Raw genomic sequence first — 24,556 nt, forward strand, 5'->3', positions numbered from 1 at the left:
CCCGAGTCGCGTCGGAGCCTGTCTGAGCTGGGTCTGGGCAGGGCCGGAGCAGCCGGGGGAGCCCTTGCTGCGTCGGCCCCGTACCATGGGGTGAGGCCGTGGCGTGTCCAGCCCGGCAGGGTCCGCGTGACGAGAGACATACGCGAGGGCCGTCCACACACCCCGGGAGATCGCCGCACTATGGCCACGCGCCACGACATTCGCAATGTCGCCATCGTCGCTCACGTAGACCACGGTAAGACGACTTTGGTAGACGCCATGCTCAAGCAGGCCGGTGCCTTCGCCGCGCACGCCGCCGAGTCGCTCGACGACCGCATGATGGACTCGAACGACCTGGAGCGTGAGAAGGGCATCACGATCCTGGCCAAGAACACGGCGGTGAAGTACCACCCGAAGGATGGCGGCGACGTCATCACCATCAACATCATCGACACCCCCGGCCACGCCGACTTCGGTGGTGAGGTCGAGCGCGGTCTGTCGATGGTCGACGCGGTGGTCCTGCTCGTCGACGCCTCCGAGGGCCCGCTGCCGCAGACCCGATTCGTGCTGCGCAAGGCGCTCCAGCAGCGCCTGCCGGTCATCCTGTGCATCAACAAGACGGACCGCGCGGACTCGCGCATCGACGAGGTCGTCAACGAGACCTACGACCTCTTCCTCGACCTCGACGCCGACGAGGACCAGATCGAGTTCCCCATCGTCTACGCGTGTGCGCGTGACGGTGTCGCCTCGCTGACCAAGCCGGAGGACGGCACCGTCCCGGCCGACAGCAACAGCCTGGAGCCGTTCTTCTCCACGATCCTGTCGCACGTCCCGGCCCCGTCGTACGACGAGGAGGCCCCGCTCCAGGCGCACGTCACCAACCTGGACGCCGACAACTTCCTCGGCCGTATCGCGCTGCTCCGCGTCGAGCAGGGCGAGCTGCGCAAGGGTCAGACCGTCACGTGGATCAAGCGTGACGGCACGATGGCCAACGTCCGCATCACCGAGCTGATGATGACCGAGGCGCTCACCCGCAAGCCGGCCGAGGTGGCCGGCCCCGGTGACATCTGCGCCGTCGCCGGTATCCCGGACATCATGATCGGTGAGACCCTCGCCGACACCGAGAACCCGATCGCGCTGCCGTTGATCACGGTCGACGAGCCGGCGATCTCGATGACCATCGGTACGAACACCTCGCCGCTGGTCGGCCGCGGCGGCACCGGCAAGGGCGCGGACAACAAGGCCGCGGTCAAGGACCGCAAGGTCACCGCCCGCCAGGTCAAGGACCGCCTCGACCGTGAGCTGGTCGGTAACGTCAGCCTCCGGGTCCTCGACACCGAGCGTCCCGACGCCTGGGAGGTGCAGGGCCGCGGTGAGCTGGCGCTGGCCATCCTGGTCGAGCAGATGCGCCGTGAGGGCTTCGAGCTGACCATCGGCAAGCCGCAGGTGGTCACCAAGATCGTCGACGGCAAGGTCTACGAGCCGGTCGAGCGCATGACGATCGACGTGCCCGAGGAGCACATGGGCGCGGTCACGCAGCTCATGGGCGTCCGCAAGGGCCGGATGGACAACATGTCGAACCACGGCTCCGGCTGGGTCCGCATGGAGTTCGTCGTCCCGTCCCGCGGCCTCATCGGCTTCCGTACGGAGTTCCTGACCGGCACGCGCGGCACGGGCATCGCCCACTCCATCCACGAGGGCCACGAGCCGTGGTTCGGCACGCTGACGACCCGTAACAACGGCTCGCTCGTCGCCGACCGCTCCGGCGCCGTCACCGCGTTCGCGATGACGAACCTCCAGGAGCGCGGCGTGCTGTTCACCGACCCAGGTACCGAGGTCTACGAGGGCATGATCGTCGGTGAGAACTCGCGCTCCGACGACATGGACGTGAACATCACCAAGGAGAAGAAGCTCACGAACATGCGGTCCTCCTCGGCCGACTCGTTCGAGGCGATCGTCCCGCCGCGCAAGCTCTCCCTGGAGCAGTCCCTGGAGTTCTGCCGCGATGACGAGTGTGTCGAGGTGACCCCGGAGGCCGTGCGCATTCGCAAGGTCAACCTGGACGCCCGTGAGCGCGCGCGTGCCGCGAGCCGCGCCAAGCACGGCTGACGGAGCGCGGACTCGGTCCGGTCCCCGCTTCTGCGGGGGCCGGTACCGTGTCGCGTCCGGTGGCGACGTGGTCGCGTACCGGGCAGGTGCACCACGCGCCGCCGTGCTGGTGGTCGCCCGTCGTGCCGGCTCCGGTGTTGATCGGTTCCCAGGGCTCCTCCGAACGACGCTACGCGTGTAGACTGGCGCGGCCGCACTTCTCACCGGTGCGCCACCGAGCCATCTGTCGAAGCGTCAAGTACCGGTTCCCCGGCCCGTGGAGGGTCGGGCTTCAGGTGTATTCGCATACAGGGGAGGTCCCATGGGGATGTTGGGGATTCCGGGGAGGTTGCGAAGGGCGCGCAAGGGAGGCTGGACTTCCGGCCGGGGTCCTTCGGTTGACTGTCTGTCGGCTGTGTGCCGCTGTTCGGATATCGGTGTTGCAGCGATCAAGTTTCGGACATGTAAACAAAAATCGTTCCGCGTATGTCCGATTCGCCGGTTTCTTGTCTCACCTGTCAAGCGCGACCAGGTGTCAATCTTTGCAATTTTTGCTCAAAATATGGACGGTAGGGAGATCCCTATGCCTTCCGCCCTTGACGCGCGTTGACCCGTTTGGCGAAAGTTCCCCCAAACCACAGAACCTGCCGGTATCTGTGCTGCGCTCAACTCTCCAACCCCCCGGGGGAAGAACAGACATGACCAGTCCAACCAAGGCCGAGGGCTCCGGGTCCGCGGTCGCCTTGGACCCCGAGCTCGAGACGACCGCCGAGGTCGCCAAGGGTGAGAAGAAGCTTGAGGGTCGTTCCCCCGGGCAGTTGATGTGGCAACGGTTCAAGCGGGACCGTACTGGAGTCATCTCCGCGTGCGTAGTGATTTTCTTCTTCGTCATCGCGGCGCTCGCGCCGGTCATCTCGGCGCTGTACGGCAAGAACCCGTACACGCTGTACGCGCAGGAGCCCGACTACCCGTTCCTGCTCGACGACTTCGCGATGCCCACCGGTTCCTTCGGTGGCATGTCGGGTGACTTCTGGTTCGGCGTCGAGCCGAAGCTGGGCCGCGACGTGTTCACGATGCTGCTGTACGGGATGCGGACTTCGCTGTACATGGCGGTCATCGTCACGCTGGCGAGTGTGATCACCGGAGTCCTCATCGGCATGGTCGGCGGCTACTTCGGCGGTCGCGTCGACTACTGGGTGGGCCGGGTCACCGACTTCTTCCTCGGCTTCCCCCAGCAGCTGTTCTTCATCGCCTTCATGCCCGTGGTCACCGCGCTGTTCGTCGACCCGAAGGACGAGACGCCGACGTACCTGCGTGCCGTGGCCATCATCCTGGTGATGTGGTTCCTCGGTTGGATGGGCCTGGCCCGTCTGGTCCGCAGCTCGGTGCTCTCGCTCCGTGAGCGCGAGTTCGTGGAGGCGGCCAAGGTGTCCGGGGCCTCGCCCTGGCGCATCGTCCGCAAGGAGATCCTGCCGAACATCGTCACCCCGATCCTGGTGCAGGGCACGTACATCCTGCCCAGCACGATCCTCTCCATCGCCTTCCTCTCGTTCGTCGGTGTCGGCTTCGTCGAGCCCACCCCCGACTGGGGCCGCATGTTCGCCATCGGCGCCGATGTCTACGAGCAGGACCCGATGTTCATGGTCTTCCCGGGCGTGGCGATGGTGGTCTTCGTGCTCTGCTTCAACCTTCTCGGCGACTCCGTCCGGGACGCATTCGACCCCAAGACCGGACGGTAATCGTCCATTGGTGGGTGGGGGGACTGCCACCCCCGATCCGGGTTCATCCCGGGCCGTCAGGCAGTACTCGTGGACAACAATCGACAGGTAGGTGCATAGGCATCATGAAGCCCATCAGAAACCGCACCACGCGCGCCGTGGCCGTCGCCCTCGTGGCCGGCTCGCTCGCGCTGGCCGGCTGCGCGGACAACGGCAAGAGCAACACGAAGGACAACTCCAAGTCCCAGGAAGACGCCGCCGAGCAGTCGAAGCCTGTCGCCTACGGTGACGCCGCCGCCTCCACCGGCCCGGCCGAGCCGGTCAAGGGTGCCAAGCCCGGCGGTGTCATCAACGTCTACGCGCAGTCGGACATGACCCACCTGGACCCGGGTCAGATCTACGTCTCCGATGCCGGTCAGATCGCCAACCTGCTCCACCGCGGTCTGACGAACTACCAGGAGGACGACAAGGGCAACCTGACGGTCGTCGGTGACATCGCCACCGACTCCGGCAAGTCCTCCGACGGCGGCAAGACCTGGACGTACACGCTCAAGGACGGCATCAAGGACGAGGACGGCAACGCCATCACCTCGGCGGACGTCCGTCACACCATCGAGCGCCAGTACTCCAAGGTCATCTTCGACGGCCCGACGTACATCCAGAGCTGGCTGTCGGGCGCCGACTACCGCAAGGCGCTGCCGGACGGCCCGTACAAGGGCAAGCACCTGCCGGACTCCGTCCTGGAGACCCCGGACGACAAGACGGTCGTCTTCCACTTCGACCAGCCGCGCCCGGACCTGCCGCAGGCCCTCGCCATGGCCGGCTACGCCATCGTGCCCGAGAAGCAGGACACGAAGGAGAAGTACGACAAGGCCCCCGCGGCCCTCGGCCCGTACAAGATCTCCGAGTACAAGGCGGGCAAGTCGCTGACCCTGGTCAAGAACGACCAGTGGGACGAGAAGACGGACTCGGTGCGCCACCAGTACGTCGACGGCTACCAGTTCACCACCACCATCGACCAGCCCAGCCAGACCAAGCGTCTGATCGCCGACCAGGGCGAGGCCAAGAACGCCATCCAGTTCACGGACTCGGTGGACCCGGCCCAGCTGTCCACGGTCATCGGTGACGCCGCTGCCAAGAAGCGCACGATCCAGGGCTACCAGCCCTACGTGTGGCAGATGACCTTCAACCTCGACAGCGCCAACATGAAGGACAAGAAGGTCCGCGACGCGATCACCTACGCGATCCCGTCCCAGGCCATGGTCCAGGCCGACGGTGGCCGCTACGGCGGTGAGATCGCCGGTGGCCTGATGGCCCCGACCCTGCCGGGCTACGACAAGTCCTACGACCCGTTCGGCAAGCTGAAGAAGCCCAACGGTGACCTGGACAAGGCCAAGGAGCTGCTCAAGGAGGCGGGTGTCAAGGACGGCACCAAGCTCACCTACGCCTACTCCAACACCCCGCGCGGCCAGGCCCAGATGGTGATCATCAAGGACACGCTGGCCAAGCTCGGCTTCGACGTCCAGGCCAAGGAGATCGACCGGGCGAGCTTCTACGAGCAGATCGGCAAGCTGGACAACCCGTTCGACCTCTACATGACCGGTTGGGGCCAGGACTGGTCCTCCCCGTCCACGGTCATCACCCCGGTCTACGACGGCACCCTGGTCGCCGACGGTGGCTCGAACTACTCCCACATCAAGGACGCCAAGGTCGACGCGCTGATCAAGAAGGCTCTGACCGAGGAGCCCGAGGCCGCGGCCAAGACGTGGGAAGAGGCTCACCACCGCATCGTGGAGGAGATCAACCCGGCCGCCCCGGTCTACTACTCGAAGCAGATCCAGCTCTTCGGATCGAACATCGGTGGTGCGCGGTACAGCACGGAGTCGAGCTACATCGACATCAACGACCTGTTCCTGAAGCAGCCGTAATCCGTCAGCCCGGCTGATCCGCGGGGGTGTGCGCCAGGCGGAGCGCACCCCCGCGGTCGGTACCACCCCCTCCGACCGCCGCGTTTTCGAAGAGAGCATCCACCCGCCATGCTTCAGTTCCTCATCCGCAGGCTGATCGGCGCCGTCGTCACCATGTTCCTGATCGGCGCCTTCACCTTCTTCCTGTTCTATACGATCCCCCAAGACTTCGCGCAGCTGTCCTGCGGTAAGAACTGCTCGCCCGAGAACATCGCGGTCATCAGAGAGAACCTCGGCCTCGACAAGCCCATCACCACGCAGTTCTGGGAGTTCATGTCCGGCATCGTCGTCGGCCGGGACTTCCCGGTGGGGCACTGCTCGGCGCCATGCCTGGGTATGTCGTTCCAGAGCGGTGAGTTCGTCTGGGACTCCATCATCGACAGCTTCCCCCTCACCCTGTCGCTGACCCTCGGCGGCCTGGTCATCTTCCTGGTGGTGGGCCTCGGTTCCGGTCTGCTCGCAGCCTGGAAGCGCGGCACGATGATCGACAAGGCCGTCAGCGGCGCCTCGATGGTGCTCAGCTCGTTCCAGATCTACTTCCTCGGCCCGATCGTCCTCGGCATCTTCGTCTACAGCACCGGCTGGATGGAGAGCCCCAAGTACGTGCCGTTCACCGAGGATCCGGCGGGCTGGCTCATGGGCCTGCTGATTCCCTGGGCCGTGATGGCGACCATCTTCACCGCCCAGTACACGCGTATGGCCCGCTCGACCATGATCGAGCAGCTCTCGGAGGAACACGTCCGCACGGCCCGGGCCAAGGGCATGAAGCAGCGGTACGTATTCTTCCGTTATGCCTGGCGTGGTTCGCTCATCCCGATCGTCACCATCATCGGCATGGACCTGAGCGCGCTGTTGTCCGGCGCGGTGGTCACGGAGTTCACCTTCGACCTCGCCGGAGTCGGCCGTCTTGCGGTCAGGTCGTCGATGGACAAGGACATCCCGCTGACGATGGGCGTGATGCTGTTCGGCGCGTTCTTCATCCTGATGCTGAACATCATCGTGGACATCGCCTACGCCTACATCGACCCGCGCGTGCGCCTCAGCTAGGAGAAATACCGTGACCACTCTGACCAAGACCGAAGGTGAGAAGGCCCCGACCGGGCCGGAGGCCTTCCTCTCGGTCCGCGACCTGCGGGTGCGGTTCTCCACCGAGGACGGCATAGTCAAGGCCGTCGACGGGCTCTCCTTCGACGTCGAGCGCGGCAAGACGCTGGGCATCGTGGGTGAGTCGGGCTCCGGCAAGTCCGTGACCAACCTGACCGTCCTCGGTCTGCACAACCCCAAGACCACCACCGTCGAGGGCGAGATCATCCTCGACGGGAAGGAACTCGTCACCGCCAAGGAGAAGGAGCTGGAGCAGCTCCGCGGCAACAAGGTGGCGATGATCTTCCAGGACCCGCTGACGGCGCTCTCGCCGTACTACACGGTGGGCCGGCAGATCGCCGAGCCGTACATGAAGCACACCGGCGCCTCCAAGAAGGAGGCCCGGCAGCGGGCGATCGAGATGCTGGCCAAGGTCGGCATCCCCCACCCGCAGAGCCGCGTGGACGACTACCCGCACCAGTTCTCCGGCGGTATGCGTCAGCGCGCCATGATCGCCATGGCTCTCGTCTGCGACCCCGACCTGCTGATCGCGGACGAGCCGACCACCGCGCTCGACGTGACGGTGCAGGCGCAGATCCTCGACCTGCTCAAGGACCTCCAGCAGGAGTTCGGCTCCGCGATCATCTTCATCACCCACGACCTCGGCGTCATCTCCGACATGGCCGACGACCTGCTGGTGATGTACTCGGGCCGGGCCGTGGAGCGCGGCAGCGTCCGCGAGGTGCTGCGCGAGCCCAAGCACCCCTACACCTGGGGTCTGCTCAGCTCGATGCCCCGCCTCGGCGGCGACACCGGGCAGGCGCTCACCCCGATCCCCGGCTCCCCGCCCAGCCTGCTCAACCCGCCCACCGGCTGCCCGTTCCACCCGCGCTGCGCGTTCACCGGTGAGGTCACCGGCAACCGCTGCAGCACGGAGCGGCCGCCGCTCGGCGAGGGGCGTGCCTCTGCCTGCCACCTGACGGCGGACCAGAAGCAGACCATCTTCATCGACAAGATCCAGCCCCGGCTGCGCTAGGGAGAACCGAGACATGAGCGACAACCTCACCCTCCCCATACAGCAGGGCTCCAAGGACACCGCGGCCGAAACACTCCTCAAGGTCGAGGGCCTGACGAAACACTTCCCCATCTACGGCGGCTTCCCGATCAAACGCAAGGTCGGCGCCGTCCAGGCCGTGGACGGCATCGACCTGACCGTCGGGGTCGGCGAGAGCGTCGGTCTCGTCGGTGAGTCCGGCTGCGGCAAGTCGACCACCGGACGGCTGATCACCCGGCTGCTGGAGCCCACCGGCGGGAAGATCACCTACAGGGGCCAGGACATCACGCACGCCTCGCGCAAGCAGTTGGCGCCGGTGCGGTCCGAGATCCAGATGATCTTCCAGGACCCGTACTCCTCCCTCAACCCGCGGCAGACGGTCGGCACGATCATCAAGTCGCCGATGGAGGTCAACGGGATCAATCCTGAGGGCGGCCGGGAGAAGAAGGTCCGCGAGCTCCTCGAACTGGTCGGTCTCAACCCGGAGCACTACAACCGCTTCCCGCACGAGTTCTCCGGCGGTCAGCGCCAGCGCATCGGTGTCGCCCGCGCGCTCGCCCTGAACCCGAAGCTGATCGTCGCGGACGAGCCGGTCTCGGCGCTGGACGTGTCGATCCAGGCGCAGGTCGTCAACCTGCTCCAGAAGGTCCAGGACGAGCTGGGCATCGCGTTCCTGTTCATCGCCCACGACCTCGCCATCGTCCGGCACTTCTCGAAGCGCGTCGCGGTGATGTACCTCGGCAAGATCGTCGAGGTCGCCGACCGTGACTCGCTCTACAACCGGCCCCGGCACCCGTACACCCACGCGCTGCTCTCGGCGGTGCCCGAGGTGGCGATCGACGACGAGGTCGAGGTGAAGGAGCGGATCCGGCTCGCCGGTGACGTGCCCTCGCCGATCGCGCCGCCGTCCGGCTGCCGCTTCCGCACGCGCTGCTGGAAGGCCCAGGACAAGTGCGCCTCCGAGGAGCCGCCGCTGGTCCAGCTCTCCGGCAACCTGGCCGGCCACCTGACGGCCTGCCACTTCCCGGAGGACCCGACGACCGAGGCCCGCGCCGAGGACGTCGTGCTGGACCCGGCGCTCAAGGCGTTGGAGGACAGCGCGCCGGAGGGGTCGGGCGCGAAGATCGCCAAGGACTGACGCCAAGGCTCGGACTGGCCCCAAGGGGTGGACCGGCGAGGCCAGTTCGTCCGATCGGGTTCGGGCGATCGGATTCGGCCCGGCCGAGTCCGGTCGGTTCGAGTACGGCTCGTTGGAGTCTTCGAGGGCTCGTCGTACGACGGTGGTGGTCCCGGTGACGGGGCCGTCGGCGCGGTACGGCGGGCCCTCTTCCGTGCGGAGCTGCTGTCGACGGGGGCGTGCGAGCAGATGAGGACGGCTTCCGGGGGACCGATCGGCGACGGTACGGCGGCCGCCGTCCTCTTCGACGTGGACGGTGTGCTGCTCGACACCGCCGACGCACACGGCAGGGTCTGGCGGGCCTGGGCACGGGAGCGGGGGCTGGACCCCGAGGCCGTGTGGCAGGCCACGCAGGGGCGCCGACGGGCCGACATCCTGAGATCGCTGGCCCCGGAGCGGGACCCGGTCGGCGAACACCGGGCCCTGGACCGGCTGATGGCCGCCGAGGAGCCCGGCATCCGGGCCTTCGCCGGGGCCGCCGGGCTGCTGCGCGCCCTGCCGCCGGGCCGCTGGGCCGTCGTCACCTCCAGCCGTGCCGGGCCGACCGCTGCCCGGCTGGCGCGTACGGGGCTCATCGTGCCCGAGGTCCGGGTGTGCGCCGAGGACGTCTCCGAGGGCAAGCCGTCGCCCGAGGGCTGTCTGACCGCCGCCGCGCGTCTGGGTGTCGATCCGCGCCGGTGCCTGGTCGTCGAGGACGCGCCGGCGGGCGTCGCGGCGGGGCTCGCGGCCGGCTGCACGGTGTACGCGGTGGCGTCTACGCACAGCCCAGACGAACTCCGAGGCGCGCACGGGTGTTTCGGGTCGCTGAGGGAGGCGGCGGGGGCCGTGCTGCGGGCTGTGGGCGGAGCCTGTGCCCGGTAGGAAATCGGTGGCGGGCCGTGGCGGGCGGCGAGACCCTGGTCCGTGACCGAGCCCTGGTCCGCGCCCGAGGCCCCGTCGGCGACGCCGTCCCGACCCGGGCCGGCGGCCCACGGACGCCCCACACGCACACCCACTCACGACGGAGAACCAGTTGAGCCCCACGCCTCCCGCCATCCACAGCCTCACCTTCGACTGCACGGCCGACCCGTACGACGTCGCTCTCTTCTGGAGCGAACTGCTCGGCCGGCCCTTGGCCGACGACGACAAACCCGGTGACCCGGAGGCGCTGATCGCGGATCCGGCCGGTGGGCCGCGGTTGCTGTTCGTCCGGGTGCCCGAGGGTAAGACGGTCAAGAACCGGATCCACTTCGACCTCAAGCCTCGAGGCCGTACCCGTGCCGAGGAGGTCGAGCGGGCGGTCGCGCTGGGCGCCCGGGTGGTCGCCGACCACACCCGCCCCGACGGCGGCGGCTGGGTGCTGATGGCCGACCCCGAAGGCAATGAATTCTGCGTGGAGCGCGGTGAGTTGGGCTGAAGCTCAGTTGTTGCTCAAGTTGCGTGCGAGGCCCGTGAGTTCGCTGATAGAAAGAGGACACCTTCCGGTGGGAAGGTAACGGGGAAACGGGGACAGCTGAATGAGGATCAGAAAAGAAATATCGCCGGAATGGTCGCGGCTCTGCTCCTCGCTGTGCTGACCTGCATGACTGGACGCGAAGACCGTCTGGTGCACTCGGGATGACTTACATCGTCAAGTACTCCCTGAAGTGACCGATTTCCCGGTCGTGCTCGCAGGGTGAATTCACTGGTGGGTCAACGGGGGATCCACCGGGAATGCGCACTGCGGAAAGGCCCGGGTCCGTCTCTCCACGGACCCGGGCCCTTTTCTTCGCCGTTTAGGCCAGCCGTACCCGGGGATCGATCAGCGCGTACACCGCGTCGACCACGATGTTCGCGATGACGATCGCCGTGGCCGCGACGAGGACGACGCCGAGGAGCAGGGGCAGGTCGTTGTCGCGGACGGCCTTGATGGACAGGGCGCCGATGCCGTGCAGGCCGAAGGTCTCCTCGGTGATGATGGCGCCGCCCAGGAGGTAGCCGATGTCGAGGCCGAGAATGGTGACGACGGGGCCCATGGCGCCGCGCCACGCGTGGCGGAAGAAGACCGTGGGCCGGGACATGCCCTTGGCGCGGGCCGTGCGGACGTAGTCCTCGGCGAGGCTCTCCACGAGCTGGGAGCGGGTCATCCGGGTGTAGTTGGCGGTGAAGATGATCGCGAGGACCAGCCAGGGCAGGAGGAGGCCCTTGAACCAGGTCAGCGGGTCCTGGGTGAGGCCCACGGCGTCCGAGGGGCGCGGGAGCAGGCCCCACTGGTCGGAGAGGTAGTACATCGCCACCACGCCGACGATGTAGATCTGGAGCGACGAGCCGACCAGGGACGCCGACGAGGCGATCTTGTCCAGTGCCCTGCCCTGCTCGACCGCCGCGATCATGCCGGTGCCCACGCCGAACACGACGAAGACGACCGTGCTGCCGAGGGCGAGGGAGAGCGTGGTCGGAAAGCGGTCGGTGATCAGGCCGAGCACCGGTTCGTGGTTGGTGAAGGAGTAGCCCAGACAGGGGGCGGGGCAGTGGCCGAGCCCGGCGTAGTCCCGGCCGGCGAAGACCCCCGTCAGCCAGTGCCAGTACTGGACGGGCAGGGGATCGGCGATGCCGAGGTTGTGCCGGACCAGTGCGAGCGTCTGCGGGGTGCACAGTTTGCCGCAGGCGGCGCGGGCGGGGTCGCGCGGGGCGACGTAGAAGAGGAGGAAGGTGATGGCGCTGATGATCAGCAGGATCAGCAGCGCGCTCAGTGTCCTGCGTGCGACGAAGCGGAGCATGGCTGCGCGGGTCCCGGGTCCGCTCAGGCCTTGGCGTACAGCTTGTGGATGATGAACGCCGAGAAGAGCGGGTCGAACTGGGCGCCGCCCACCTTCGAGCCGTACAGGTAGTAGCGCCGCTGATAGGTCTCCGGGATGATCGGCGCCTCCTTGGCCATGATCTCCCTGTCCAGTGCCGCCCAGGCGGCGTTCTCCTTCGCGGTGTCCGTGAGGGTCGCGTCCTTCTTGATCGCCGCGTTGACCCAGCCCACGTTCAGCTGGGAGACGTTGGGGGCGTTGTCGGCGATCGTGGTGCCGTCGAAGAGCGGCTGGATGAGGGTGTAGGCGGCGGGCCAGTCGGGGGACCAGCCGTACCACATCACGTCGAACTGGTTGTCGATCTGGCCCACTTGGTCGTAGTAGCTCGTCGACTCCACGGCCTTGACCACCGGGTCGAAGCCCGCCTCCTTCAGGGCGTTGACGATGACGACCTTGGTCTTGTCGTACGCGTCGTTGGAGCCCTGCGGATAGGTGTAGACGATCTTCTGGCCGAGCTTGCCGGCCGCCTTCAGCAGCGCCTTCGCCTTCGCCGTGTCGCCGCGCGGGTTCTTCAGCTTGCCGTAGACGTCGAACTTCACCCGGCCCGCGATGTCCGGGCTGAGGATGGTCGTCGCGTAGTCACCGGCCGACGGGCCGCCGTAGATGGAGCGGATCTGCTCCAGCGGCCAGGCGTGGTTGAGGGCCTGGCGGACCCGGACGTCCTTGATGCGGCGGCAGTTGACGGCGTAGTAGTACAGGCCGGTCAGCAGACCGTCGACGGTGCGGGACTCCAGCGTGCTGTCGCTGATCACCTTCTGGATGCGCTCGGCGGGCACCCCGCTGTAGGCCATGACCGCGTACCGGTCGGTTCCCGAGTCGGCGATCAGCCGGTCGGTGGCCGGGAGGGCCTCGGGGCCGAACTCGAAGACGACGGAGTCCGGGTAGGCGTTGCGGATCGCGTCCGTCCTCGGGTCCCAGTGGGTGTTGCGCACCAGCGTCAGGGACTTGTCGACCGAGTGCTGCCTGATCCGGTACGGGCCGCAGGAGACCGGGTCCTTGTCGTACTTCTCCTTGCTGTCGTGCGCGACCGGCACGGCACCGTAGGAGTGCATCGCCAACGCCCAGTTGAGGTCGGGACGGGCCGTCTTCAGGTGGAAGGTGATGGTCCTCCTCGCGGTGTCCGTGACGACGGAGGAGAGGTGCTTGCCGCCGTACGGGCCCTTGTAGACGGACCGGAAGTCGTGCGAGCCGGTCAGCCAGGTCTGGACGTAGGTGGCGCCCTCGGTGGTGAAGCTCGCGAAACCGCGCTCGATGCCGTGCCGTACGTCCTCGACGGTCAGCTCGCTGCCGTCCTCCCACTTCAGGCCGTCCTTGAGGGTGAACGTCCAGGTCCTGCCGCCGTCCGCCATGGTGCCGGGGTCGGTGGCGAGATCGCCGACCAGCTTCATCGAGCCGTCGGAGGCGATCTTGTAGCCGGTGAGGCAGCGGACGTAGAGGTTCGCGACCGTGGAGTTCCACGCGAAGTAGATGCGCTGCGGGTCCAGGTGGGAGAAGTCGTCCGGGCCGATCGGATGGATCGTGCCGCCCTTGCGGGCACCCGCGATCTCCGGCGCCGGGCCGGTGGAGTCCGTCGCGGTGCCCACCGCGACCTTGGAGTAGGTGGCGGCCGAGCCGGAGGCTGTGCCACTCCCCGTGGTACCGCCCCCGCCGCCGCTGCTGCACGCGCTGAGGACCAGGGAGCCGCCGGCCGTCGCGACCGAGCTTGCGATGACGAAGTTTCTGCGGGAGATCGACATGGGTGTCCTGCCTGAATCAGGGAGAAGGAGCTTCGGGGCGGGGTTCAGCGCCCGGTCTTCGGGTCCAGCGCGTCGCGGACCGAGTCGCCGAGGAGGTTGAAGGCGATCACGAAGATCACCATCGAGAGGCCGGGGAAGAGCATGTACGTGATGTCGCTCTGGTAGACCTGCGCGCCGCGCTGGATCATCACGCCCCAGTCCGGGGTGGGGTCGCTGAGGCCGACGCCGAGGAAGGCGAGGGCCGCCTCGGTCGTGACGTACATCGGCAGCGCGAGGGTCGACTGGATGAGGACCGGCGTCCACAGGTTGGGCAGCAGCTCCCGGAGGACGATCCGGGCGGGGGAGGCGCCGGTGACCTTGGCCGCCTCCACGAACTCCCGCTCGCGCAGGGCCAGTACCTCCCCACGCAGCAGCCGGGCGACGGGCGCCCAGCCGAAGGCGGTCATCACCGAGATGAGGCTGACCACCGTCAGCCAGGTCGGGGTGTTCTCGTCGGGCGGGACCAGGATCGAGAGCAGCACCGGCCACATGGCGATGAAGAACAGCGTGGAGGGGAAGGCCAGCAGGATGTCGACGATCCGGCCGACGAGGTTGTCGACGCGGCCGCCGAGATACCCCGCCGTCACGCCGACCACGATGCCGAGGCCCGTGACCAGGAGGGTCGTCACCGTGGCGATCAGCAGGGAATTGCGGACGCCGTAGAGGAGGAGGGTGAAGACGTCACGGCCGAGCTGAGGTTCGACGCCGAACCAGAAGTCGCCGCTCACGCCGCCGTTCGGGGCCACGGGGAAGCCGAACTGGTTCAGCAGGCCCGGCTGGTTCTGCCCGTACGTCGTGTACGGGTTCCTGCCGTAGAGCTTCGCGATCAGGGGGGCGGCGATCGCGGTGGCGAAGAACAGCAGGACGACGTAGGCCGACACGACACCGGCCCGGTCCCGGCGGAAGCGCCGCCAGGCGATCCGGCCGGGTGAGCTGGTGCCGCCGGTGCGGTGCGGGGTGGTGGGTGCCGTCTCGAAGGGGGCGGCGGTGAGTGCGGGTGTGGTCCCCATGACGTGACCCTTCAACCGTGGTCGGGGTCGGGTCAATGCGGTTGTGGTGGGTTTGACCAAGGGGAGGGGGATTGCCGACCCCGCTCTTACTGGGGCGAACCCTTCTCTTACCGGCTCTTCGGGATTTGGGGGGTCGTGAGAGGGGTGGGTGGGCGCCTGTTTCGTCGGCGGGTGCGGATGGTTCGTGGTGGCTCGCGCAGTTCCCCGCATCCCTTGACGGCACCGGGTGCGCCCCACGCCTTCAAGGGGCGCGAGAAGCGCCACTCGGCCGCACTCGCCGACGCCCCCATTCGGTCCCCCAGATATGCGCTATGCGCACTATGCGTCGATATTGTCCGGTAACAAGAAGATCGCGCACGTAGGACGAGGAGGCACCGATGCGTGGAGCCACGCACGCCCGATGGATCGCCGGCGCGGCGGCGATGGCTCTCGCCGCGACCGCCTGCGGGGGCGGGGACGACAGCGACGGCGGCAGCGGCAGCGGTGACACCGGCGCGGTGCTCAGCTCCTCCTGGGGCGACCCGCAGAACCCGCTGGAGCCGGCCAACACCAACGAGGTGCAGGGCGGCAAGGTGCTGGACATGATCTTCCGCGGGCTGAAGCGGTACGACCCCAAGACCGGCGAGGCGAAGGACATGCTCGCCGAGACCATCGAGACGACCGACTCGCAGAACTTCACCATCACCGTCAAGGACGGCTGGACCTTCCAGAACGGCGAGAAGGTCACCGCCAAGTCCTTCGTGGACGCCTGGAACTACGGGGCGAGCCTGAAGAACAACCAGAAGAACGCGTACTTCTTCGAGTACATCGAGGGCTACGACAAGACCCACCCGGACGACGGCGGCAAGCAGACCGCCGACACCCTCTCCGGGCTGAAGGTCGTCGACGAGAACACCTTCACGGTCAGGCTCACCCAGAAGTTCTCGACCTTCCCCGACACCCTCGGCTACAACGCCTTCGCCCCGCTGCCGCAGTCGTTCTTCACCGACCACGACGCCTGGCTCGCCAAGCCCGTCGGCAACGGCCCGTACGCCGTCGACTCCTACACCAAGGGCTCCCAGCTGTCGGTGCGCAAGTGGGACGACTACCCGGGCGAGGACAAGGCGCAGAACGGCGGCGTGGACCTCAAGGTCTACACCGACAACAACACCGCCTACACCGACCTGATGGCGGGCAACCTCGACCTCGTCGACGACGTCCCCGCCGCCCAGCTGAAGAACGTCGAGGCCGACCTCGGCGACCGGTACATCAACACCCCGGCCGGCATCATCCAGACCCTGTCCTTCCCGTTCTACGACGAGAACTGGAACAAGGAGGGCTCGGACAAGGTCCGTGAAGGGCTCTCGCGGGCCATCGACCGCGACCAGATCACCGACACCATCTTCCAGAAGACCCGCACGCCCGCCACCGACTGGACCTCCCCCGTCCTCGGCGAGGAGGGCGGCTACAAGGAGGGCCTGTGCGGTGAGGCCTGCGAGTACGACGCGGACGTGGCCAAGAAGCTGATCCAGGAGGGCGGGGGCCTCCCCGGCGGCCAGGTCAAGATCACGTACAACGCGGACACCGGCTCCCACAAGCAGTGGGTCGACGCCGTCTGCAACTCCATCAACAACGCCCTCGACAACGACAAGGCGTGCGTCGGCAACCCGGTCGGCACCTTCGCCGACTACCGCAACCAGATCACCCAGCGGAAGATGAGCGGCCCGTTCCGTGCCGGCTGGCAGATGGACTACCCGCTCATCCAGAACTTCCTGCAGCCGCTGTACTACACCAACGCCTCCTCCAACGACGGCAAGTGGTCCAACGCCGAGTTCGACAAGCTCGTCGACCAGGCCAACGCCGAGTCCGACACCGCCAAGGCGGTGGAGACGTTCCAGAAGGCCGAGGAGGTCGTCCGGGACAACATGGCCGCCATCCCGCTCTGGTACCAGAACGGCAGCGCGGGCTACTCGGCGCGCCTCTCCGACGTCGCCCTGAACCCGTTCAGCGTGCCGGTGTACGACCAGATCAAGGTCGGCTGACGTCCCATGGGACGGTATGTCGCCCGGCGCCTGCTCCAGATGATCCCGGTCTTCGTGGGCGCCACCCTCCTGATCTTCCTGATGGTGAACGTGATGGGCGACCCCATCGCGGGCCTCTGCGGCGACCGGGAGTGCGATCCGGCGACGGCCGCCCAGCTCAGACGGGAGTTCGGCCTCGACAAGCCCGTGGGGCAGCAGTACCTGACCTACATGGGCAACGTCTTCACCGGCGACTTCGGCACCGCGTTCAACGGGCAGGAGGTCACCGAGCTGATGGCCTCCGCCTTCCCCGTCACCATCCGGCTGACGATCGTCGCGATCCTCTTCGAGATCGTCATCGGCATCACCCTCGGTGTCGTCACCGGCCTGCGGCGCGGGCGGCCCGTCGACACCGGGGCCCTGGTGATCACCCTGGTCGTCATCTCGGTCCCCACCTTCGTCACCGGTCTGCTGCTCCAGCTGCTGCTCGGCGTGGAGTGGGGCTGGATCAGTCCGTCCGTCTCCTCCGACGCCACCTTCGACGAGCTGATCGTGCCCGGGCTCGTCCTCGCCTCCGTCTCCCTCGCGTACGTGACCCGCCTGACCCGGACGTCCATCGCGGAGAACACCCGCGCCGACTACGTCCGCACCGCCGTCGCCAAGGGACTGCCCCGGCACCGGGTGATCCGCAAACACCTCCTGCGGAACTCCCTGATCCCGGTGGTCACCTTCATCGGCACCGACATCGGCGCGCTGATGGGCGGCGCCATCGTCACCGAGCGGATCTTCAACATCCACGGTGTCGGATACCAGCTCTACCAGGGCATCCTCCGCCAGAACACCCAGACCGTCGTCGGCTTCGTGACCGTCCTCGTCCTGGTGTTCCTCATCGCCAACCTGCTCGTCGACCTCCTCTACGCCGTACTCGACCCGAGGATCCGCTATGCCTGAGCCGCTGCCCGAGGAGCCGCACGTCTCGGGCGGTCAACGCGCCGCCGAGGACGGGGCGATCGCCGCGACGGGACTGGACGGCCGGATGGACCTCGCCACCACCGAGGGGGAGACCTTGGAGAAGGGGCTCGGCAACGCCGACCTGGGCGGACCCTCCGACAAGGCGCGCAGCCTCTGGTCCGACGCCTGGCGCGACCTGCGGCGCAACCCCGTCTTCATCATCTCGGCCCTGGTGATCCTCTTCCTGGTCGTCATCTCCCTGTGGCCGTCGCTGATCGCCTCCGGCAACCCCCTCAAGTGCGACCTCTCCAAGGCCCAGGAGGGCGCACAACCCGGCCACCCGTTCGGGTACGACGGCCAGGGCTGCGACGTGTACACCCGTACCGTCTACGGGGCGCGGATCTCCATCGCCGTCGGCGTCTGCGCCACGCTCGGCGTCGCGATCCTCGGGTCGGTGCTGGGCGGGCTCGCCGGGTTCTTCGGTGGCCTCTCGGACTCGATCCTGTCCCGGATCACCGACGTCTTCTTCGCGATCCCGGTGGTCCTCGGCGGTCTGGTGCTGCTCTCCGTGGTCACCAGCAACAGCATCTGGCCCGTGATCGGCTTCATGGTGCTGCTGGGCTGGCCGCAGATCTCCCGTATCGCCCGGGGCTCGGTCATCACCGCCAAACAGAACGACTACGTCCAGGCCGCCCGCGCCCTCGGCGCCTCCAACTCCCGCATGCTGCTGCGCCACATCACGCCCAACGCCGTCGCCCCGGTCATCGTCGTGGCCACCATCGCCCTCGGTACCTACATCGCCCTGGAGGCGACCCTGTCCTACCTCGGCGTCGGCCTGAAACCGCCCAGCGTCTCCTGGGGTATCGACATCTCCGCCGCCTCCCCGTACATCCGCAACGCCCCCCACGCCCTGCTGTGGCCCTCCGGGGCCCTGGCGATCACCGTCCTGGCGTTCATCATGCTGGGCGACGCGGTGCGCGACGCCCTCGATCCGAAGCTGAGGTGAGCCGCCGCCATGCTGCTCGAAGTGCGTGGTCTGCACGTGGAGTTCCGCACCCGGGACGGGGTCGCCAAGGCCGTCAACGGGGTCGACTACGGGGTGGACGAAGGGCAGACGCTGGCCGTGCTGGGGGAGTCCGGCTCGGGGAAGTCGGTCACCGCGCAGGCGATCATGGGCATCCTCGACATGCCGCCCGGCAGGATCACCGGCGGTGAGATCCTCTTCAAGGGCCGGGACCTGCTGAAGCTCAAGGAGGACGAACGCCGCAAGGTCCGGGGCGCCGAGATGGCGATGATCTTCCAGGACGCCCTGTCCTCCCTCAATCCCGTCCTCTCCGTCGGCGACCAGCTGGGCGAGATGTTCGTCGTGCACCGGGGCATGTCCAAGAAGGACGCCCGGACCAAGGCCGTCGAGCTGATGGACAGGGTCCGTATCCCGGCCGCCAAGGAGCGCGTACGGGACTACCCGCACCAGTTCTCCGGCGGCATGCGCCAGCGCATCATGATCGCCATGGCGCTGGCCCTCGAACCCGCGCTGATCATCGCCGACGAACCGACGACCGCGCTGGACGTCACCGTCCAGGCCCAGGTCATGGACCTCCTCGCCGAACTCCGGCGCGAGCTGAACATGGGGCTCATCCTCATCACCCACGACCTCGGTGTGGTCGCGGACGTCGCCGACCGCATCGCCGTGATGTACGCGGGCCGGATCGTGGAGTCCGCCCCCGTCCACGACATCTACAAGGCCCCGGCCCACCCGTACACGCGCGGCCTGCTCGACTCGATCCCGCGCCTGGACCAGAAGGGCCAGGAGCTGTACGCGATCAAGGGCCTGCCGCCCAACCTGATGAACATCCCGCCAGGCTGCGCCTTCAACCCCCGCTGCCCGATGGCCCGCGACGTGTGCCGGACCGACGTGCCCCCGCTGTACGACGTGGAGCCGGCGGACGGGATCCGGATGAGCGCCTGCCACTTCTGGAGGGAGTGCCTCGATGACCACCACCACCGCTGAGGCCGAGCCGATCCTGGAGGTCAGCGGCCTGGTCAAGCACTACCCGCTCACCGAGGGCATCCTCTTCAAGAAGCAGGTGGGCGCCGTGAAGGCGGTCGACGGCGTCGATTTCGCCCTCGGCAGGGGCGAGACCCTCGGCATCGTCGGCGAGTCCGGATGCGGCAAGTCCACGGTCGCCAAGATGCTGGTCCACCTGGAACGGCCGACCGCCGGATCGATCCGCTACAAGGGCGAGGACATCACCAAGCTCTCGGGCAGGGCGCTCAAGACCGTCCGCCGCAACATCCAGATGGTCTTCCAGGACCCGTACACCTCCCTCAACCCCCGGATGACCGTGGGCGACATCATCGGGGAGCCGTACGACATCCACCCCGAGGTCGCGCCCAAGGGCGACCGCCGGCGCCGGGTGCAGGAACTCCTCGACGTGGTCGGCCTCAACCCCGAGTACATCAACCGCTATCCGCACCAGTTCTCCGGCGGCCAGCGCCAACGCATCGGCATCGCCCGGGGGTTGGCGCTGCGTCCCGAGATCATCGTCGCCGACGAACCCGTCTCCGCCCTGGACGTCTCCGTCCAGGCCCAGGTCATCAACCTGCTGGACCGCCTCCAGGGCGAGTTCGGACTGTCGTACGTCTTCATCGCCCACGACCTGTCCATCGTGCGGCACATCTCCGACCGGGTCGGTGTGATGTACCTGGGGCGGATCGTGGAGATCGGCCGCGACGCCGAGATCTACGACCATCCGACGCACCCCTATACGCAGGCGCTGCTCTCCGCCGTGCCCGTCCCGGACCCCGAGGCCCGCGAGCACCGGGAACGGATCATCCTCTTCGGCGACGTGCCCTCCCCGACGAACATTCCCTCCGGGTGCCGCTTCCGCACGCGGTGCTGGAAGGCCCAGGAGCGCTGTGCGCTGGAGGTGCCGCTGCTGGCGGTCCCCGCGGAGTTCCGGCTCACCACCGGCCCGGCCGCCCATGACTCGGCCTGCCATTTCGCGGAGGAGAAACAGGTCGTGCCGCCGGAGGAGCCGACGGACGATCTTGCGGATGAGGCGGAATAAGCCTACAAATCCACACCAAATGCTTTAACACGCAGGCAACTTGGCTGACGCGGTTCCGATATACGGACGCGCGAATCTACAACGCGTACGGCCGTGCGGGTGCCGTAAACGGGCCGGGGCTCGCCATGTAGCCCCGGCCCGTTGCCGTGCCGCTCCCGGCTAGGCCGGGCCCAGCGAACGCTTGAGGAAGTCGACCTGGAGCAACAGCAGGTTCTCCGCGACCTGTTCCTGCGGGGTGATGTGGGTGACACCCGAGAGCGGCAGCACCTCGTGGGGGCGGCCGGCCGCGAGGAGCGCGGAGGACAGGCGCAGCGCGTGGGCGAAGACCACGTTGTCGTCGGCGGTGCCGTGCACGATCATCAGCGGGCGGTGCGGCTCGGCGGGCGAGGACAGGCCCTCGTCCGTGATCAGTGAACTCCTCGCGTAGGCCGCCGCGTTCTTCGCCGGGTCGCCCAGATACCGCTCGGTGTAGTGCGTGTCGTACAGCCGCCAGTCGGTGACCGGGGCGCCCGCGATGCCGGCGTGGAAGACGTCCGGGCGGCGGAGCACCGCGAGGGCCGCCAGCCAGCCGCCGTACGACCAGCCGCGGATCGCGACCCGGGTGAGGTCCAGCGGATGCGACTTCGCCAGGTCGTGCAGCGCCTCCACCTGGTCGTCCAAGGAGAGCGTGAAGTCCCCGTCGATCTCCTTCTCCCAGGCGGGGGAGCGGCCGGGGGTGCCGCGTCCGTCGGCCACGACCACCGCGAAACCCTGGTCGGCGAACCACTGCGAGGTGAGGTGCGCGTTGTGCGCGGCGAGCACCCGGGGGCCGTGCGGACCGCCGTAGGGGTCCATGAGCACCGGGAGGGGTGTGACCCCGTCGTAGTCGCTCGGCATAAGCAGGGCGCACGGTACGCGGCGTGCGCCCCCCTGTGTGAAGTGCACGCGCGGTGACATACCGGGATCTTCCGCGCACGATGCCACGGTCGCCACCCGCTTGCCGTCGCGCAGTACCTGAACCTGAGCACCGGCCCGCCCCGGAACGGCCGAGACGAGCACGGTCACGCCCCCGGCGCGCACGGCGGAGTGCACGCCGGGCTCCTGGGAGACGCGCTCCATGCCCAGCTCGTTCACGCGGTAGACGTGGATCTCGCCGATCTCCGGATCGGCCGCCGCCTCACCCGCCGAGGCGGAGACCAGCACATCCGCGTCCGCGACGTCGAGCACCGCGCGGACGTGCAACTGCGGCCCGGTCAGCGGGCGTTCGCCGACGGCCAGCACCCGCGCGCCGCCCTCGTCCGCGACACGCACGAGCCGGCCCGACGGACTCCACGCGGGCACTCCAGGGAAAAGATCAAGCCAATGTGGATCTTCGTCGGCGTGCACCATCCGGGTCGCCCCGGAATCCGGGTCCACGGCCAGGTACAACTGGCTGAGCTGGTCCCGCGCCTGCACCAGGATCAGCGGCGCACCCGCCGCTGACCAGTGCACATGCGCCAGATACGGGTAACGGGCCCGGTCCCACAGGACCTCCGTGCGCGCCCCGGCGAGGTCGATCACGAAGAGCCGCACCTCCGCGTTGGCGGTTCCGGCCACCGGGTACGCCACCTGCTGCGGGTCCCTTTCCGGCTGCGCCGGGTCCGAGATCCACCAGCGGCGCACCGGCGTGTCGTCCACGCGCGCCACCAGCAGCCGGTCCGACTCCGGCGACCACCAGAAGCCCCGTGAACGGCCCATCTCCTCCGCTGCGATGAACTCGGCCAGACCGTGGGTGACGTTCCCCGCCCCCTCCTCGCTGAGCGCCAGGTCCTCACCGCCCTCGATCCCGACCACCCGCAGCCCGCCCCGGGCGACGTACGCGACGTACCGGCCGTCGGGCGAGGGGCGGGGATCGATCACCGGTCCGGGAACGTCCAGTTCACGTGCCGTCCCGGCCCGCAGCTCGGCCACGAAAAGCCGCCCTGACAAGGCGAAAGAGGCCAACTCCACGGCCGCGTCCGTGGCGTAGCCGACGATCCCGGCGCCGCCCTCACGCAGGCGCTCACGCCGCGCGCGCTCCTGTGCCGACAACTCCTCGGAGGACCCGGCCAGCAGTGCCCCCGGGTCGGCCGCCACCCTCTCCCGGCCTTCGGCCCGGGGGACCCCCGTCTCGCTCCGCCCGGCGCCGTCCCCGAGGTCCAGCACCCACAGCTTGTTGGCGCGGTCGGTGCCGGACGAGGACCGCAGAAACGCCACGCGGGAACCGTCCGGTGCGACGGAGAAAGCCCTCGGCGCGCCGAGGGAGAAACGTTGGGTCCGGGCGTGTCGGCGAGGGAAGGACTCGGGCTGGGTCGTCATGCCCCGACCATATTGGCCATGCGCCCCCTTGTGCGGCCGTGCGCCGACCGATGCGCGCGTATGGATAGTTATGATCACTACCGCTGGGTGGGTATGAACCTGCTGGCCGCTGTATGGATTTACAACTGCGTCACCCACGTCACCGGTTGACGACGGCCCCCGCCGTCAGCCTTCGACAAACTGCTTCGCTCCCCAGGTCCCAGGGAACTTTTGGAGGTGAGCCGCCGTGGCACTCTCGATTTCGGCGGTGGTGCTGCTGGCGATCATCGTCTTCATCCTGATCAAGAAGTCAGGGCTGAAGGCACCACACGCGATCATCTGCATCCTGCTCGGGTTCTATCTCGCCTCCTCGACCATCGCGCCGACGATCAGCGAGCTGACCACCAACATCGCGGGCATGATCGGCAGTATCAAGTTCTGACACCTCCGGCCGCCGGGGGCCTCTCCCAGGGCCCGTCCCACCGGGCCCGCGACCCCCGCGGCCGACCGTTCCTGTGAAAGACCGCGCCCGCCATGGGCGCGGAGCAGGGGCCTCGTAGGGTGGCCCCATGACGGATCTGCTCACCCGCCGACTGCTCCTGGTGCACGCGCACCCGGACGACGAGTCGATCAACAACGGCGCGACCATGGCCAGGTACGCGGCCGAGGGAGCGCGGGTGACGCTGGTGACCTGCACCCTCGGCGAGGAGGGCGAGGTCATCCCGCCCGGCCTCGCCCACCTCGCGCCCGACCGCGACGACGCACTGGGCCCGCACCGGGTGGACGAACTGGCCGCGGCCATGAAGCAGCTCGGCGTCACCGACCACCGCTTCCTCGGCGGCCCCGGCCGCTACCGCGACTCCGGGATGATGGGTGTCGAACAGAACGAGCGGCCCGGCGCCTTCTGGTCCGCCGACGTCGACGAGGCCGCCGCCCACCTGGTCGAGGTGATCCGCGAGGTACGCCCCCAGGTCCTCGTCACCTACGACCCGAACGGCGGCTACGGCCATCCCGACCACATCCAGGCCCACCGCGTCGCCATGCGCGCCGCCGACCTGAGCCCCGACCCGGACTACCGCCCCGATCTGGGCGAGCCCTGGGAGATCGCCAAGGTCTACTGGAACCGGGTGCCGCGCGGGGTGCTCCTGGAGGGCTTCGGCCGGCTCCGCCGCGATCTCGCCGAGCCCGGACGGCTGCCGTTCGAGCGGGCCGCGAGCGTGACCGATGTGCCCGGAGTGGTGGACGACCACATCGTCACCACCGAGATCGACGGCACCGACTTCGCGGCAGCGAAGGCCGCCGCGATGCGCGCGCACGCCACCCAGATCGAGGTCGCCGAGCCGTACTTCGTCCTCTCCAACCGGCTGGCCCAGCCGCTCCTGACGACCGAGTACTACGAGTTGGTGCGCGGCAGACGCGAAGGCGGACGCCGGGAGAGCGACTTGTTCGAGGGGATTCCCGACAATTCCTTGGACGAACGGCAGACTTTCGACGAACACCAGAACGGAACGGCCCTGTGATGCGTACGCATGGGTATGACACACGAGTGGTGCGCGCGCACGGCCGCCGAGA

The 24,556-nt window shown here is 68.1% G+C and carries 19 protein-coding genes; 15 read left to right on the plus strand and 4 right to left on the minus strand.

The annotated features are described in order from the left end of the window. The first annotated feature begins 180 nt into the window (after nt 1-180). The 8 genes from typA to RM704_RS03220 all read left to right on the plus strand — a co-directional run bounded on the left by typA (nt 181) and on the right by RM704_RS03220 (nt 10,462). Nucleotides 181-2,088 carry a translational GTPase TypA gene (typA, locus tag RM704_RS03185; RefSeq protein ID WP_033525542.1) on the plus strand — a complete coding sequence of 636 codons (1,908 nt, stop codon included), beginning with the start codon at nt 181-183 and terminating at the stop codon, nt 2,086-2,088. 677 nt (nt 2,089-2,765) lie between these two features. Then, nucleotides 2,766-3,806 carry an ABC transporter permease gene (locus RM704_RS03190; protein WP_033525541.1) on the plus strand — a complete coding sequence of 347 codons (1,041 nt, stop codon included), beginning with the start codon at nt 2,766-2,768 and terminating at the stop codon, nt 3,804-3,806. Between the two features lie 104 nt (nt 3,807-3,910). Further along, on the plus strand, nt 3,911-5,713 hold the full coding sequence (locus RM704_RS03195) for an ABC transporter substrate-binding protein (RefSeq protein WP_033525540.1): 1,803 nt from the start codon (nt 3,911-3,913) through the stop codon (nt 5,711-5,713). Nucleotides 5,714-5,821: 108 nt separating this feature from the next. Beyond that, nucleotides 5,822-6,799, plus strand: coding sequence for an ABC transporter permease (locus RM704_RS03200; RefSeq protein ID WP_033525539.1), 978 nt, complete (start codon nt 5,822-5,824; stop codon nt 6,797-6,799). Between the two features lie 10 nt (nt 6,800-6,809). Further along, on the plus strand, nt 6,810-7,871 hold the full coding sequence (locus RM704_RS03205) for an ABC transporter ATP-binding protein (RefSeq protein ID WP_033525538.1): 1,062 nt from the start codon (nt 6,810-6,812) through the stop codon (nt 7,869-7,871). 13 nt (nt 7,872-7,884) lie between these two features. Then, nucleotides 7,885-9,027: an ABC transporter ATP-binding protein gene (locus RM704_RS03210; protein ID WP_033525537.1), complete on the plus strand. Its 1,143-nt coding sequence runs from the start codon at nt 7,885-7,887 to the stop codon at nt 9,025-9,027. A 228-nt stretch (nt 9,028-9,255) separates the two neighbouring features. Then, the gene (locus RM704_RS03215; RefSeq protein ID WP_052145841.1) at nt 9,256-9,927 is read left to right on the plus strand and encodes an HAD-IA family hydrolase; all 672 of its coding nucleotides are present in this window, start codon (nt 9,256-9,258) and stop codon (nt 9,925-9,927) included. Between the two features lie 151 nt (nt 9,928-10,078). After that, nucleotides 10,079-10,462: a VOC family protein gene (locus RM704_RS03220; RefSeq protein WP_033525536.1), complete on the plus strand. Its 384-nt coding sequence runs from the start codon at nt 10,079-10,081 to the stop codon at nt 10,460-10,462. Nucleotides 10,463-10,820: 358 nt separating this feature from the next. Here RM704_RS03220 and RM704_RS03225 read toward each other — a convergent pair whose 3' ends face one another. The 3 genes from RM704_RS03225 to RM704_RS03235 are packed head-to-tail and all read right to left on the minus strand — an operon-like array spanning nt 10,821 to nt 14,667. Then, complete coding sequence (locus RM704_RS03225) at nt 10,821-11,804, minus strand: ABC transporter permease (protein ID WP_033525535.1); 984 nt, start codon at nt 11,802-11,804, stop codon at nt 10,821-10,823. A gap of 23 nt (nt 11,805-11,827) precedes the next feature. Continuing rightward, nucleotides 11,828-13,618, minus strand: a complete 1,791-nt coding sequence (locus RM704_RS03230; protein ID WP_033525534.1) for an ABC transporter substrate-binding protein — start codon at nt 13,616-13,618, stop codon at nt 11,828-11,830. A gap of 44 nt (nt 13,619-13,662) precedes the next feature. After that, nucleotides 13,663-14,667 (minus strand): ABC transporter permease, encoded by a 1,005-nt coding sequence (locus RM704_RS03235; protein WP_033525533.1) that lies wholly within the window; start codon nt 14,665-14,667, stop codon nt 13,663-13,665. A 377-nt stretch (nt 14,668-15,044) separates the two neighbouring features. Here RM704_RS03235 and RM704_RS03240 point away from each other — a divergent pair, with 377 nt between their 5' ends. Genes RM704_RS03240 through RM704_RS03260 form a run of 5 tightly spaced genes read left to right on the plus strand, consistent with a single transcriptional unit; the run spans nt 15,045 to nt 20,689 of the window. Continuing rightward, nucleotides 15,045-16,688 (plus strand): peptide ABC transporter substrate-binding protein, encoded by a 1,644-nt coding sequence (locus RM704_RS03240; protein ID WP_033525532.1) that lies wholly within the window; start codon nt 15,045-15,047, stop codon nt 16,686-16,688. A gap of 6 nt (nt 16,689-16,694) precedes the next feature. Then, complete coding sequence (locus RM704_RS03245) at nt 16,695-17,618, plus strand: ABC transporter permease (protein WP_033525531.1); 924 nt, start codon at nt 16,695-16,697, stop codon at nt 17,616-17,618. Further along, complete coding sequence (locus RM704_RS03250; RefSeq protein WP_033525530.1) at nt 17,611-18,624, plus strand: ABC transporter permease; 1,014 nt, start codon at nt 17,611-17,613, stop codon at nt 18,622-18,624. Before RM704_RS03245 ends, RM704_RS03250 begins: the two co-directional genes overlap by 8 nt. Nucleotides 18,625-18,633: 9 nt before the next feature. Beyond that, complete coding sequence (locus tag RM704_RS03255; RefSeq protein WP_033525529.1) at nt 18,634-19,629, plus strand: ABC transporter ATP-binding protein; 996 nt, start codon at nt 18,634-18,636, stop codon at nt 19,627-19,629. Then, the gene (locus RM704_RS03260) at nt 19,610-20,689 is read left to right on the plus strand and encodes an ABC transporter ATP-binding protein (RefSeq protein ID WP_033525528.1); all 1,080 of its coding nucleotides are present in this window, start codon (nt 19,610-19,612) and stop codon (nt 20,687-20,689) included. Before RM704_RS03255 ends, RM704_RS03260 begins: the two co-directional genes overlap by 20 nt. 159 nt (nt 20,690-20,848) lie before the next feature. Here the strand turns inward: RM704_RS03260 and RM704_RS03265 are convergent, their stop codons facing one another. Next, a complete protein-coding gene (locus tag RM704_RS03265) occupies nt 20,849-23,005 on the minus strand; it encodes a S9 family peptidase (protein WP_033525527.1) in 2,157 nt (718 codons plus the stop codon). Between the two features lie 226 nt (nt 23,006-23,231). On the opposite strand from RM704_RS03265, the gene RM704_RS03270 reads away from it, so the two are divergent. Together RM704_RS03270 and mshB are read left to right on the plus strand one after the other, a co-directional pair. After that, nucleotides 23,232-23,426: a hypothetical protein gene (locus RM704_RS03270; protein WP_005480627.1), complete on the plus strand. Its 195-nt coding sequence runs from the start codon at nt 23,232-23,234 to the stop codon at nt 23,424-23,426. Between the two features lie 127 nt (nt 23,427-23,553). Further along, nucleotides 23,554-24,504 (plus strand): N-acetyl-1-D-myo-inositol-2-amino-2-deoxy-alpha-D-glucopyranoside deacetylase, encoded by a 951-nt coding sequence (gene mshB / locus RM704_RS03275; protein WP_033525526.1) that lies wholly within the window; start codon nt 23,554-23,556, stop codon nt 24,502-24,504. Nucleotides 24,505-24,556: the final 52 nt, after the last annotated feature.

The sequence above is a fragment of the Streptomyces gottesmaniae genome (genome assembly GCF_031845845.1).
GTDB classification, from domain to species: domain Bacteria; phylum Actinomycetota; class Actinomycetes; order Streptomycetales; family Streptomycetaceae; genus Streptomyces; species Streptomyces akebiae.